Here is a 13,286-nt window from a genome sequence, read left to right as displayed (position 1 = left end):
TCGACATTTTTTACACATATGTTCGTACTTGTTTTAGAGGATTCAGCCATCCGTACTTTGTATTTTCATAATCCATAGCTAAAAATGTTAATTCACACTTTCTTAACACCTCAAAGAAAGTCGTTTCCATAGAGACATTTCCAGAGGTATTCATACGAATATAGTGCGGTTTCACCATTATTTCACCGTACTCCGCTCCCGTATAAAGTGTATGTGTATGATGTGTTCTATCATATTTACCAAGAACGCGCAAAGCTTGTTCTAATTTATGATGAATTTTCATTACTTGCAATGGTTTCGTTATATACATCATTTGTTTATATAACACTTTTTTCTCCGAAAGGGACCCAGATTCTGAAAATCGAGCAAATAAATCAAAAAACAAATATTCACGACCAAAATAAGATTTCGCAATATCCTCTTGAATTAAATACAATTCATACGTTTTCATTTTTCCCCTCCCAATCTGGACAACCTTTTCCCTTCATTATATATAAGAAAATTTGCAATGATTGTCTGACTGCGGAGAGATAAAAAACTTTTTCTGTCGAAAAAACTCATTTACATAGAAAAATCTCTCCATGCCGGAGAGATTTTTCTGAAATCATTAAAGCATTTCTTTTACTTTACGAACAACGTTCTCTACAGTAAATCCATACTCTTCCATAATCTTCTCACCAGGAGCAGAAGCACCGAATGTATCGATACCTAACACATCTCCTTCAAGACCTACGTAACGGTGCCATCCGAATGTAGCACCCATTTCGATTGCGAAACGTTTTGTTACTGCTTTTGGTAATACAGATTCTTTGTACTCTGCAGGTTGAGCTTCAAAACGATCCATAGATGGCATGCTGACAACAGCTGCGTCAACGCCGTCCGCTGCTAATGCTTTTTGAGCTTCAACAGCTAGGCTTACTTCAGACCCAGTTGCAAGTAAGATAACATCAGCCGTTTCTTTCTTGCTTGCAGAAACTACATATGCACCTTTTGCTACTTTTTCATACGTATCATCTTTTGCACCTTCTAATGTTGGAAGGTCTTGACGAGTTAATACTAAAGCAGTTGGTTTGTTTGTAGATTCTAAAGCCAGTCTCCAAGCTGCAACAGATTCGTTACCATCAGCTGGACGGATAACAGAAACGTTCGGCATTGCACGAAGCGCTGCTAATTGTTCGACTGGTTCATGTGTTGGACCATCTTCACCAACAGCGATACTGTCATGTGTGAATACATACGTTACTGGCAATTGCATTAATGCTGCAAGGCGAATTGCTGGACGTAAGTAATCAGAGAATACGAAGAACGTACCACCGTAAGTTTTTAAACCGCCATGTAATGCAATACCGTTCATTGCTGCACCCATTGCGAACTCACGTACACCGTACCAAATGTTTTTACCGCTGTAATCGTCTCTTGTAAAGTCTTTTTCGTTATTCATGTATGTTTTGTTAGAACCAGCAAGGTCAGCAGATCCACCGAAGAATGATGGTACAGACTCTGCAATTGCATTAATTACAGCACCAGAAGAATTACGAGTTGCTGCTTTTGATCCTAATTCATAAGTTGGTAAGTTTTGCTCCCAACCTTCTGGAAGTTGACCGTTCATTGCTGCTTGGAATTCGTTTGCTAATTCTGGGTATGCTTGCGCATATTCACCTAGCATAGTGTTCCACTCTGCTTGCGTAGTTTCACCAACATCTTGTACTGTTTTACGGAAGTTGTCGTATACCTCTTCTGCTACGTGGAAGTCTTGTTCAGCAGTCCAAGCATATGCTTCTTTCGTTAATTTTGTTTCTTCTACACCAAGTGGAGAACCATGTGAAGCTGATTTTCCTGATTTGTTTGGAGAACCGAAACCAATTGTCGTTCTTACTTCAATTAGCGTTGGGCGTTTTTCGTCAGCTTTCGCTTCTTCAATTGCTTTCGCGATTGCTTCAATATCGTTTCCATCCTCAACACGGATCACTTGCCATCCGTATGCTTTGTAACGATCTTCTACACTTTCAGAGAATGAACGATTTAAATCGCCATCTAATGAAATATCGTTTGAATCATAAAGCACAACAAGACGACCTAATTGTAAATGAGCAGCTAATGAAGATGCTTCAGCAGAAACGCCCTCCATTAAATCTCCATCACCACAAATAGCGTATGTATAATGATCTACTACATTATACGCATCACGGTTATATTTAGCAGCTAAATGTCTTTCAGCCATTGCCATACCTACAGCAGTTGCAATACCTTGTCCAAGTGGACCAGTCGTTGCATCTACACCAGCTGTATGACCGTACTCAGGATGTCCTGGAGTTTTGCTTCCCCATTGACGGAAGTTCTTTAAGTCATCCATTGTTACATCATAACCAGATAGATGAAGTAGGCTGTATAATAACATTGAACCATGACCTGCAGATAATACGAAACGATCACGGTTAAACCACGTTGGGTTATTTGGATTGTGTTTCATAAATTGAGTCCATAATGTATAAGCCATTGGTGCTGCACCCATTGGCATTCCTGGGTGACCAGAGTTTGCTTTTTCAATCGCATCGATGGATAATGTGCGAATCGTGTTGATAGAAAGTTGTTCGATTGAATGTGACATGCTATTCTTCCCTTCGCTTATATTAGTAAACGTTTTATACATTTATATGATAGCTTCCCACGCAAGATTATACAACATGTATCGACAAATATGTTGATATTTTTTTGATTTTTTATAAAAAAATCAATGTTTCCGGGAATGTATGGGCATTCAATATGACATACTTTTTCATTATTTTTATTTTAAAAAGAAAGAGAATTATCTGTATATTTATACAAATTTCTTCTATACTTACGTTTTTAAATACGTTTTTAAAAATATAAAAAGCATCTAACTTCGATGCTTTTCAAATAAGTTAAACAATCCGTTTGCGAATCGAACTTGAAATCAAATCAATTATAATTACCATTAAAATAATACCTAATAAAATAATCCCAACACGAGACCAATTCCGTGAACTCAGCGCAAAAATTAAAGGTGTACCAATCCCTCCTGCTCCGATAACCCCTAAAATCGCAGCGGATCGTACATTAATTTCAAATCTGTATAACGTATACGATAGAAAGTCTGGTAACACTTGTGGTAACACTGCATACCAAAGTATTTGAAAACGGTTTGCTCCTGTTGCTAGTAACGCTTCCGTCGGTCCTTTATCTATGTTTTCAATTCCTTCTGAATATAGTTTTCCTAACATTCCAATAGAATGTAATCCTAAGGCTAATACTCCTGCAAAAGAGCCTGGACCAACAGCTTTTATAAATAAAAGAGCCATAACTAATTCAGGAAACGTACGAACAAAACTAAGTACAAATTTTCCAGATCCTGAAGTTAATTTTCCACTACTCATATTCGTTGCCGCCCAAAAGGCAAACGGAACAGATAAAAATGCAGAAATAAATGTACCTAATATCGCAATTGCCAACGTATCAATTAATCCATGCAATAAATCTTCACCATCTGGCAAAGATACATACGACCAGTCTGGATTCAATACCCCTGTCATAATTGCTTTCGTGATTTCACCTGCTGTGTCCTTTATCCCTTCTAATGGTACTCCTGAAAAGGCCCAAACATAAACAAATGTAATTGCTATAAAAATAACCCAGCGATATACACTCAGTTTCTTCGGTTTTGGCACAATCATCGTCGTTCTATTCATTATAGTTTCTCCCGCAACAATGTACTAATGTAGTCAATTAACAAAACAACAATAAGGGTATAAATAATTATAGAAGCAGTTTGTTGATATTGTAAAAATCCAAGTGTACGATCATAATATAGTCCAATACCACCTGCTCCTACTAAACCTAGGACAGCCGCTGCACGTACATTCACCTCAAATGTATATAGTACATAGGAAACAAAGTGTGCTTTTACTTGTGGAATGACTCCATAAACAATCCATTGCACCTTAGTAGCCCCTACAGCTGTCATCGCTTCTAGTGGGCTAGGGTCAATTGATTCAATTGATTCATACAACAATTTCGCTACAAGTCCAATTGAAAAAAAAGTAAGAGCCAAAATACCTGGAAGTGGCCCAATTCCAAAAATCGCTACGAAAATAGCCGCCAATAATAAATCTGGTATCGTTCGTATAAAATTTAAAATCATTCGAGCTGGACTATATAAAAATGTGTTAGTAAACACATTACTTGCTGCAAACAATGCAAGTGGAATAGCTAAAATCGCTCCTAAGGTCGTCCCAATAATCGCCATACGTATTGTATCTAACATCGCTGTTGTAATAACTTGAAAATAACTCCAATCAGGTGGCACCATTTCTTTCAATAGATCTACCATATTTGGAAAACCGTCTACCAGTTTTGAAAATGATGCATCTACTTGTACACTACTACTCCACAGCATTAAAATAACTAAAATAAACGTTAACATATGTTTCAATTTACTCGGCGGCTTCGGTATTTCATTTGAATATATCGTCATGTCATTCATTTTACTGCCACCTCTAATAATTCGCTTTTCTGAGCAACGTCCCCATAAATTTCAGCAAATTTTTCATCCGTTGCTTCTTCTACTAAACCGTCAAAAACAATTTCTCCTGCATGTAATCCGATAATGCGTGTCGCATATTGTCTAGCCAAATCAATAGAATGTAAATTTACAATTGTCGTGATTCCAAAATCTTCATTAATTTTTTTCAAATCATCTAGCACTTGCTTTGTCGTAAGTGGATCTAACGATGCAACAGGCTCATCTGCCAATATGATTTTTGCTTCTTGCGCCAATGCTCTAGCTATCGATACACGTTGCTGTTGTCCTCCTGATAATTCATCAGCACGTGCATATGCTTTTTCTAAAATATTCACTCTTTTTAATGCTTGAAATGCGAGCTCCACATCTTCTTTCGGAAACAAACCTAACGTTGTACGTAGTGTGGAATGATATCCAACACGACCAGCTAATACATTTTTTAATACTGTTGATCGCTTTACAAGGTTAAAACTTTGGAAGATCATACCGATATCCCGGCGCATACGCCTTAATCCTTTTCCTTTCGCAGAAGTAATAGACTCACCTTCAATAATGATTTCTCCTTCGGTAATCTCATGAAGACGATTTACGGATCTGAGAAGTGTAGATTTTCCGGCTCCGGATAATCCGACCATTACAATAAACTCACCTTTTTGAATCTTTAAATTTATATTATTCAATCCCTTTGTGCCATTCGGATACATTTTGGAAACATTTCGAAACTCTATCACACATCTTACCTACTTTCAATGTATTATCAATAACTAAAAAACGGCAAACTAACTGAAATCTCACACCTTCCAGCTAGCCGCCATTTCACTATGTATTATTGCGTCTTCACTGTCTTTCCATATTCACGAACAATATCAAATTTACTATCATCAGATTTAATATATCCTTCATGGGAATATACTTCTTTAATGATTTTACGGCCTTCCTCATTTTTTCCAATTTCAATGAAAGCATCTTGTAATTTCTTACTCCACTCTGCATCTAAATCCGAGCGTACAGAAATTGTATCGTTCGGAATTTTCTCAGTAAATTTCACTATTTTCGTTTGATCAAATATATTCGGATAATCTTTTTTTACAATATTACGAGCATCTTGGAATACAACAGCTGCATCTACATCACCATTTAAAAGTGCAATAAGTGACTGATCATGGCCTTTTAATGTAACAGGTTTCACATCCTTTAGCGGATCAATTCCCTCTTTTAATAGAACAGCTGCAGGCCATACATATCCTGCTGATGATGTTACATCTTGATAACCAATTTTTTTACCTTTTAAATCTTTTACACTATTTATATTAGAGTCTTTTTTAACAACAAACTCAGATTTATAATAGTCTACTAAATCTTTTGTAGGAGCTCCTGTTTCATCCTCTACTCCAAAACGTTGTGCTTGCAAAATTACATTAGCAGCCTTCTTTTCATGTGCTAACACGTACGCTGTTGGCGGTAAAAACCCTACATCTACTTGTTTAGATGCCATCGCTTCTACAATTGTATTGTAGTTAGTTGAAATACTAACTTTTACCGGAATATTTAATTTATCGCTTAATAGCTTTTCCAATGGTTTTGCCTTCGCCTCTAGCGTATCCGCATTTTGAGAAGGAACAAATTGAACATTTAAGGTCTTTGGTACATAACCTTTTTTCGTATCTTCATTTTTACTTGCACTTGATTCTTTCGCTCCGCAGCCACTTAATAATCCCGCCGCTAGTACAACTGTTGTACTCATTGCAAAAACTTTTTTCAACATATTAATGCCTCCATTTTTCTTGTTATGAAATAAGCTTCCGTAAACATGAAGAAATATATCACATATTTTGATGCACAATTTGTTATTTACAGAATCTTTACACATTCTATACATTCACATCAAAATTCACTTCACATATTTGATATGATGAATTGGAAGATAACAATAGAAAAGGTGAGTCATATTGGAACAAAATCAAACTGTAACTTTAAACATCTTATTAACAAGCGATATACATAGCACTGTTTATCCCATTTACTACCAAGATAACTCCCCGGCAGAACTTGGTTTAGCTAAAATTTCTACTCTTATAAAAAAAGAACGTTCCCAAAATACAAACGTTCTTTTAATTGATAATGGTGACTTCATTCAAGGAACACCATTTACTTATCATTATGTTACATACGAAAAAAACAAAAAAAACCCAATGTCCTTATTAGCGAATTACCTACAGTATGATGCTGCAGTTATCGGCAATCATGAATTTAATTACGGGATGGACATATTAAATAATGCTGTGACTACTGCGAACTTCCCGTACCTATCAGCAAACATTTTAGATAAAAACATAAAGAAACCCTATTTCGGAAAACCTTATATAATCAAACAGATTGAATCAAATATAAAAATTGCTATTTTAGGGGTAACAACACATTACATCCCAAATTGGGAACAGGCCCATCATATTAAAGATTTACTATTTGAAGATGCATTAGAGACTACAAAAAAATGGGTTTCTTATATTCACGAACACGAGAAACCAGATTTATTAGTCGTAGCCTATCACGGTGGATTTGAAAGTGATTTACAAACCGGGGAACCGACTGAAGTGTTAACAGGTGAAAACCAAGGATATGCAATGTGCCAGGAAATTGAAGGCATAGATCTTTTACTAACAGGTCATCAACACCGAGACATTTCTCACACAATGGCTAACGGTGTAACAATTTTACAGACCGGATGCAATGGACACTCAGTTGGAAAAGTAAAAGTAACATTCGAAAAAATGAAACATAAATGGGTGAAAAAAGAGAGTTCTTCTGAATTATTATCTGTACAAGGGGTTGCAGCGGACCAAGATGTACTTTCATTGGTAGCCGATTACGAAGAGAAAACACAAAAGTGGCTTGATCAACCTATTGGAATTATTGAGGGGGACATGCAAATTTCAGATGCTATGCAAACTCGTTTGCATGATCATCCTTTTATCGAGTTCATAAATAAAATACAGATGGATATAGCTAATGTATCAATTTCTTGTACAAGTTTGTTCCATAATACATCTCCAGGCTTCCCAGAACATGTAACAATGCGTGACATCGTTTCTAATTATATTTATCCAAACACATTAAAAGTAATTAGAATAACTGGAGCAGATATAAAAGATGCTCTTGAACTCTCTGCTTCTTATTTCACATTAAAAACAGATGGATCCATCATCGTAAGCCCTACCTACATAGAACCAAAGCCACAACATTATAATTATGATATGTGGGAAGGGATTTCATATGTATTAAACATTTCAAAACCAATTGGTGAAAGAGTAGAATCTTTACAGCATAAAAGTGCTCCTCTTAATATGAATGACGAATATGACGTTGTAATGAATAATTATCGTGCAAGTGGCGGGGGAAATTTCTTTATGTTTCAAAACAAACCGATAGTAAAAGATATACCCACTGATATGTCTGAACTTATCGCTAATTATATATTGGAACATAGAACGATAGAAGCAACCGTTAATAACAACTGGAAAGTTATTAAATAAGGATTTTTACAAATAAAAAAGATGGGCTTCGCCCATCTTTTAATTTAATTTTGCATTATCTTGCTTTTTTAAAGCTTTTAATTTCGTCGGTGTAACATCTGTACCTTCTTCGTTAACAACTTTAATACCTTTAAGTTCGTTTAACATATTTTGACGAAATCCTTTTAAATATTGTTCACGTAGCGATTGACGCTCACGTTGCTCTTCTTCAGTTAAACCTTCAGCTTTTGCTTTTTTCGCTAAGAAGTTAATGCGTTCAACGAGTTCGTGATTAATCATCTCGAATCCCCCTTCTAATCAAAACTGATTATTATCATACAATAGTTACTCTTCTTTATCAAGCAATTGCTTCGTATACTCTACATATCTACGATGTACAGTCGCCTTTGAAACATTATGACCAAATCCACGTAGTGTTGCTGCAATTTCTTCAAACGTGAGTTCACTTTTTCGCAAACGTACAATTTCCTCAATTGGCACTTCTTTTTTCTCTCTTCCTACACTTAAATGACGATTTTTTAAATTTTTTTCTGGACGATAACCTTTTTCTACTGCACGTTGCATACCTCGTTTAATTTTCAAGTTATGAATCTTCCTTTGATATTCTTCAACAATACCAATAATATCTAATACCATCGAATCAGAATCCGACAATTGTAATTCACCATTATGTGTATGTGTATATACTTTTATGCCTTCTTTATGTAAACAATGCATTAATGCAATCTTCGCATTCCCTCTACCAAGGCGCGTTTCATCTTGTATAAGTAACACATCAATTTGTTCGTCCCGAATTGTATCTAACACCTCTAATATACCGTCACGTTCAATTGTATACCCACTAGCCTGCTCTTCAATCACCTTAGTAACATTCATTTGATAGCGCTCAGCTAAATGCAATAATTCATCTTTTTGACGTAATAATGATGTTTCTTGCGCTTCTTTCGTTGTACTCACACGTGCATAAATAATTGCATTCATTTTGAACCCCTCTTTCTCCCTATCATTTCCCTATAGTGTAACATAAATCTGCCATTTGTTCGAACTTATGTTTGTAGAATGTTTTTTCACATGTTATACTTATTAATAAGAAAAATGAAAGAAAACGAGGTGTTAGAAAACATGGAAAAGTTAACGAAACGCCAGCAAGACATTCTCGACTTTATTAAGCTAAAAGTACAAGAAAAAGGATATCCACCTTCCGTACGTGAAATTGGTCAAGCAGTCGGCCTCGCTTCTAGTTCTACAGTGCACGGACATTTATCACGATTAGAAGAAAAAGGATACATTCGACGCGATCCAACAAAACCACGTGCCATTGAAATTTTAGGCGAAGACCGAATGGATACGGAAACACAATCTGTTATTCAAGTTCCAATTGTCGGAAAAGTTACTGCTGGTTTACCAATTACAGCGGTCGAAAGCGTAGAGGAACATTTCCCACTTCCAGCTAGCATTGTTTCCGGAGCAGACCAAGTGTTCATGTTACGTATTTCTGGAGATAGTATGATTGAAGCTGGTATTTTCGATGGAGATTTAGTTGTTGTTCGCCAACAACAGTCTGCATATAATGGTGAAATTGTAGTCGCTTTAACAGAAGATAACGAAGCAACTGTTAAACGTTTCTATAAAGAAAAAGACCATTTCCGTCTACAACCAGAAAACTCTTCATTAGAACCTATCATTTTAAAACAAGTGTCAGTTATCGGGAAAGTAATTGGCGTATATCGTGATTTACATTAAAAATAACAAAAAGAAGATAATTACCTTATTTATATACGGTAATTATCTTCTTTTTGTATTTTGATAGATTTCCATGCACTCTATTTCTTATTAACGAGTTTCAATCGTGACATCTCCAGCAGCCGTTTTACCGCTAATCTTTTTACTACCATTTCCAATTGTTACGTTATTATTTTCTTCATTAAAAATTGTTACATCTCCGGCAGCACTTTGCCCAGTAATTACCGCATCTTGTGGTTTTTCCGATAAAGTAATATCTATATCTCCCGCAGTTGAACTTGCTTCTAGATTATACTTAGAATCATGATCTTGAATATTTATTTCCCCACTTGTTGTTTTTGCGGTCACTTTCCCTATTACTTTTTTAAAGTTCACCTCACCAGCTTTTGTAGATCCCTCCACATTCTTAGACGTTACTTGTTTCAGCTCTACTTCTCCAGCAAGTGTTCTAACACTTACACTATCACTTTTCACATCACTCATTTCGATTTGTCCAGCAGATGAATTTACTTTTACATCTTGATAAGAGCGTTCGGGCACAAGGAGAGTCAATTTAGACGTTTGGAACCTAAAATCGTAAAAAGAAAAATCAAATGAAGCACCTTTTTCTCTTTCCCCAATAATTTTTAATGTGTCACCATCTTCTGCAATACGAATCACTTGTTTACGTACATCTCCTGATTGCTTTACATAAAAAGAAGAGTCAGGAGATTTTTGGATAACAATATCTCCGGCATCTAACTTAACTTCTATATTTTTTAATGTTTCGTTTTTAATTACATCTTCTTTATCGCCTTTTTCAGCAGTTTGTACTGCTTTTTCATATGTTTGGGAAATTCCTATTACTCCAATAATGATACAAGCGATAGCGATTAAAAATAGTTTTTTCATCATTTACTCTCCTTTTATCATTTTGAAGTTCCATATTACGTATCGTACACACAATCTCTTAAACCACTTTGTACTATAAAAAGCGATAATACATAACAACAAACCTACTCCAACAAACGTTATACTAACGAAAAGATCCAACCATATAAAAGTACCCATAAATACTTTTCCAATAACGAAAAATGGTGTTACTACACTAGCAATACCACCAATCCAAAAAGAAAATATAAAAGCAATAATTGCGACTAACGGGCCTAACACAATAATAAAATTAAACAAACTAAGTCCAATCGCTGCCATAACAGCTCTTGTCACATTTGAAGTCGATGGATTTTTTTTCATTTCATCGAAGCGATACATCGCAAGTAATTCTTTTGCGATTACTTTCGGAGAACCAAGGCCCTGTATTATTTCTGATTCAGTTTTCCCCTCTTCTAGTCCAAACTGAAAGTGCTCTTCATAATCCAATAAAATATCTTGCCTCTCTTCCTCTGGTAACTTTCTAAGATAACTTGATAATTCTTTAAGAAACCCTTCTTTACTCATCCCATTCCACCCCTTCAATAATTTCTTGTACCCCTTTCGCAAAATCACGCCATTCTGTTACTAACAAATGAAATTGCGTCTCCCCTTGTTCTGTTAATTGATAATATTTACGAGGTGGCCCTTCCGTAGATTCCTTTAAATACGTTTGAAAATACCCTTCTTTCGTCAAACGACGTAACAAAGGGTATACTGACCCTTCCGATATTAAAAATTTATTAGAGATTTGCTGAACAAGTTCATAACCGTAACTATCTTTACGTTTTACAAGTGCTAATACACAAAGTTCAAGCACACCTTTTTTAAACTGAACGTTCAAGTGCCATCCTCCTTCCCTATCTCAGTACTGTTCAATACACGGTACCTGATTTATCCATAATATACCACTTAGTATTATTTATTGCAAGGTACTAAGCTATATTTATTCCCTAAATTTAGAAAGCGAACTAACGAATCCCTGAATAAGACTGTGTTATAACTAAGCATCCTTCAAGGTTTCATTTCATTTACATTAAATATTAGACTTCATTCACTCTTTCCTCTTGAAGAATCCACCACAACCTTATTCACTATAGCTAATGAGAAAAAGCCCCAATACTTATCGGTATTAGGGCTTTTTCTCATTATTATATATTAATTGAATTTCTATTTGAGAACCTACATACGCGACAAATAATTTAATATCATATTTTATTTCTCATCCCCGTTTCCCAATATTTTTTGCTTAACATCTGATAAATCCTTTGACAACGAACTAAATGCTTTTGCTTGTTCTTCAATGACCTGTTGATTTTTTTCAATAACTTTTTGATATTGTTCTTCGCGCTGTTCATTCTTTTTTTGCGTAGTAAACAGCATCCACACAAATAAAGCTGCGAATGCTCCTTGTTGAATCATTGAATTGAAGATTTGTTCTTCCATCGTTCTCATCTCCTTTTCAAAAATTAAAAAGAATCACACGAGTGACCCTACTCTAATATCCTTATCTCACATTAAAATGTTCTTCTTTTACCCATGTATTTTGTCCAATATCGATATAACCATCTTTTCTTGCAAAAATCCCATATGGATAAGATCCATCTACATTTCCTTTATAATTTCCATTTGGACCATCATATGTGTTAATACCATAACCTGCTGGATATTTTGAATAAGCATGGAACCACTCTACTTCAAAGTGTTCTTCTTTTGCCCATGCTTCCCAACCTAGGCACAACATATTTTCATTCCCACCATACCAAGCAGCATCTATAATTAAATATGGCATTTTTGTATTAATGACATGACTTCCCAACCTAGGCACAACATATTTTCATTCCCACCATACCAAGCAGCATCTATAATTAAATATGGCATTTTTGTATTAATGACATGACCTGTGAACCAGGCATCTTTTCCAGGGCCACTATATAAATTGATACCCGATCCTTCTGGGTATTTAGACGTTGCGATACCTAGCCCTTTTGGTTGTAGTGGTTTATTAGAAGGATCTGTTGTACCACCACCGTCTCCTTTTCCTAAGTAATCTAATGGATTCACAGCATTACTCTTATTAACGTTCCAAGACCCTTTATGCAATTCAAAATGTAGATGTTGACCAGTAACTTCTCCCGTGCTACCCATAACTCCAATAGTTTGTCCTTGCGTAACATAATCACCTTCTTTCACCGTTCGAGAACCGCTACGCATATGAGCATATACTGTTTCCCATGTAACCCCATCAATAGTGTGCACAATCATAATACATTCACCATAACTAGATGAAACATAAGAACGACTAACTCGTCCGCTAGCCGCTGCATAAATCGGATGATAACCCGATTCAGCCAGATCTATCCCATGATGATCTGGTCTACTCCCCCTAAAACCACTTGTTACTCTCGTTGTATCGGTTGGATAAATAAATTTCGCCATAATAATCTTCCTTCCTATTTATAAGTGATATAAAAAGGCACTTAAAAAAGCACCCTTTCATAACATTTTTTCTTTATATTTAAATTTAATATTTATAATCGCAGAATAAGAAACCCTTTGTT

General features: G+C 35.6%; 14 protein-coding genes and 1 pseudogene. 2 read left to right on the top strand and 13 right to left on the bottom strand.

Features of this window, described 5'->3' with window-relative positions:
- Nucleotides 1-10: 10 nt before the first annotated feature.
- The 6 genes from sirA to ASE54_RS08290 form a co-directional block, all read right to left on the bottom strand.
- Complete coding sequence (gene sirA, locus ASE54_RS08315) at nt 11-451, bottom strand: sporulation inhibitor of replication protein SirA (protein WP_000860652.1); 441 nt, start codon at nt 449-451, stop codon at nt 11-13.
- Between the two features lie 156 nt (nt 452-607).
- Complete coding sequence (tkt, locus tag ASE54_RS08310) at nt 608-2,608, bottom strand: transketolase (RefSeq protein ID WP_000019774.1); 2,001 nt, start codon at nt 2,606-2,608, stop codon at nt 608-610.
- A gap of 295 nt (nt 2,609-2,903) precedes the next feature.
- Complete coding sequence (phnE, locus tag ASE54_RS08305) at nt 2,904-3,707, bottom strand: phosphonate ABC transporter, permease protein PhnE (protein WP_001082385.1); 804 nt, start codon at nt 3,705-3,707, stop codon at nt 2,904-2,906.
- Entirely contained in the window at nt 3,707-4,501 is a 795-nt protein-coding gene (gene phnE / locus ASE54_RS08300; protein ID WP_000999244.1) for a phosphonate ABC transporter, permease protein PhnE, read from the bottom strand. Before phnE (ASE54_RS08300) ends, phnE (ASE54_RS08305) begins: the two co-directional genes overlap by 1 nt.
- Nucleotides 4,498-5,271 (bottom strand): phosphonate ABC transporter ATP-binding protein, encoded by a 774-nt coding sequence (gene phnC / locus ASE54_RS08295; protein ID WP_000569232.1) that lies wholly within the window; start codon nt 5,269-5,271, stop codon nt 4,498-4,500. The genes phnE (ASE54_RS08300) and phnC overlap by 4 nt, the downstream gene beginning before the upstream one ends.
- A 95-nt stretch (nt 5,272-5,366) precedes the next feature.
- Nucleotides 5,367-6,305, bottom strand: coding sequence for a phosphate/phosphite/phosphonate ABC transporter substrate-binding protein (locus ASE54_RS08290; RefSeq protein ID WP_000915042.1), 939 nt, complete (start codon nt 6,303-6,305; stop codon nt 5,367-5,369).
- Nucleotides 6,306-6,489: 184 nt separating this feature from the next.
- Here ASE54_RS08290 and ASE54_RS08285 point away from each other — a divergent pair, with 184 nt between their 5' ends.
- Nucleotides 6,490-8,073 (top strand): bifunctional metallophosphatase/5'-nucleotidase, encoded by a 1,584-nt coding sequence (locus tag ASE54_RS08285; RefSeq protein ID WP_000437466.1) that lies wholly within the window; start codon nt 6,490-6,492, stop codon nt 8,071-8,073.
- A gap of 39 nt (nt 8,074-8,112) precedes the next feature.
- On the opposite strand, the gene ASE54_RS08280 is transcribed toward ASE54_RS08285, so the two are convergent.
- The gene (locus ASE54_RS08280) at nt 8,113-8,352 is read right to left on the bottom strand and encodes a DUF896 domain-containing protein (protein WP_000607015.1); all 240 of its coding nucleotides are present in this window, start codon (nt 8,350-8,352) and stop codon (nt 8,113-8,115) included.
- 45 nt (nt 8,353-8,397) lie between these two features.
- Complete coding sequence (locus ASE54_RS08275) at nt 8,398-9,054, bottom strand: recombinase family protein (RefSeq protein WP_000991469.1); 657 nt, start codon at nt 9,052-9,054, stop codon at nt 8,398-8,400.
- Between the two features lie 141 nt (nt 9,055-9,195).
- Here ASE54_RS08275 and lexA point away from each other — a divergent pair, with 141 nt between their 5' ends.
- The gene (lexA, locus tag ASE54_RS08270; protein ID WP_000413739.1) at nt 9,196-9,816 is read left to right on the top strand and encodes a transcriptional repressor LexA; all 621 of its coding nucleotides are present in this window, start codon (nt 9,196-9,198) and stop codon (nt 9,814-9,816) included.
- 90 nt (nt 9,817-9,906) lie between these two features.
- On the opposite strand, the gene ASE54_RS08265 is transcribed toward lexA, so the two are convergent.
- From ASE54_RS08265 to ASE54_RS08245, 5 genes and pseudogenes are all read right to left on the bottom strand, one after another.
- Nucleotides 9,907-10,710: a DUF4097 family beta strand repeat-containing protein gene (locus tag ASE54_RS08265; RefSeq protein WP_000976234.1), complete on the bottom strand. Its 804-nt coding sequence runs from the start codon at nt 10,708-10,710 to the stop codon at nt 9,907-9,909.
- A complete protein-coding gene (locus ASE54_RS08260; RefSeq protein ID WP_000031383.1) occupies nt 10,711-11,253 on the bottom strand; it encodes a DUF1700 domain-containing protein in 543 nt (180 codons plus the stop codon). It abuts the gene before it with no gap.
- The gene (locus ASE54_RS08255; RefSeq protein WP_001102628.1) at nt 11,246-11,569 is read right to left on the bottom strand and encodes a PadR family transcriptional regulator; all 324 of its coding nucleotides are present in this window, start codon (nt 11,567-11,569) and stop codon (nt 11,246-11,248) included. The genes ASE54_RS08260 and ASE54_RS08255 overlap by 8 nt, the downstream gene beginning before the upstream one ends.
- Nucleotides 11,570-11,940: 371 nt before the next feature.
- Nucleotides 11,941-12,171 carry a BhlA/UviB family holin-like peptide gene (locus ASE54_RS08250; protein ID WP_000392443.1) on the bottom strand — a complete coding sequence of 77 codons (231 nt, stop codon included), beginning with the start codon at nt 12,169-12,171 and terminating at the stop codon, nt 11,941-11,943.
- Between the two features lie 61 nt (nt 12,172-12,232).
- Nucleotides 12,233-13,164, bottom strand: a pseudogene (locus ASE54_RS08245) (M23 family metallopeptidase).
- Nucleotides 13,165-13,286: the final 122 nt, after the last annotated feature.

The organism is Bacillus sp. Root131 (assembly GCF_001429475.1).
GTDB lineage: Bacteria > Bacillota > Bacilli > Bacillales > Bacillaceae_G > Bacillus_A > Bacillus_A thuringiensis_S.
This window is presented reverse-complemented; position numbering and strand designations above follow the sequence as displayed.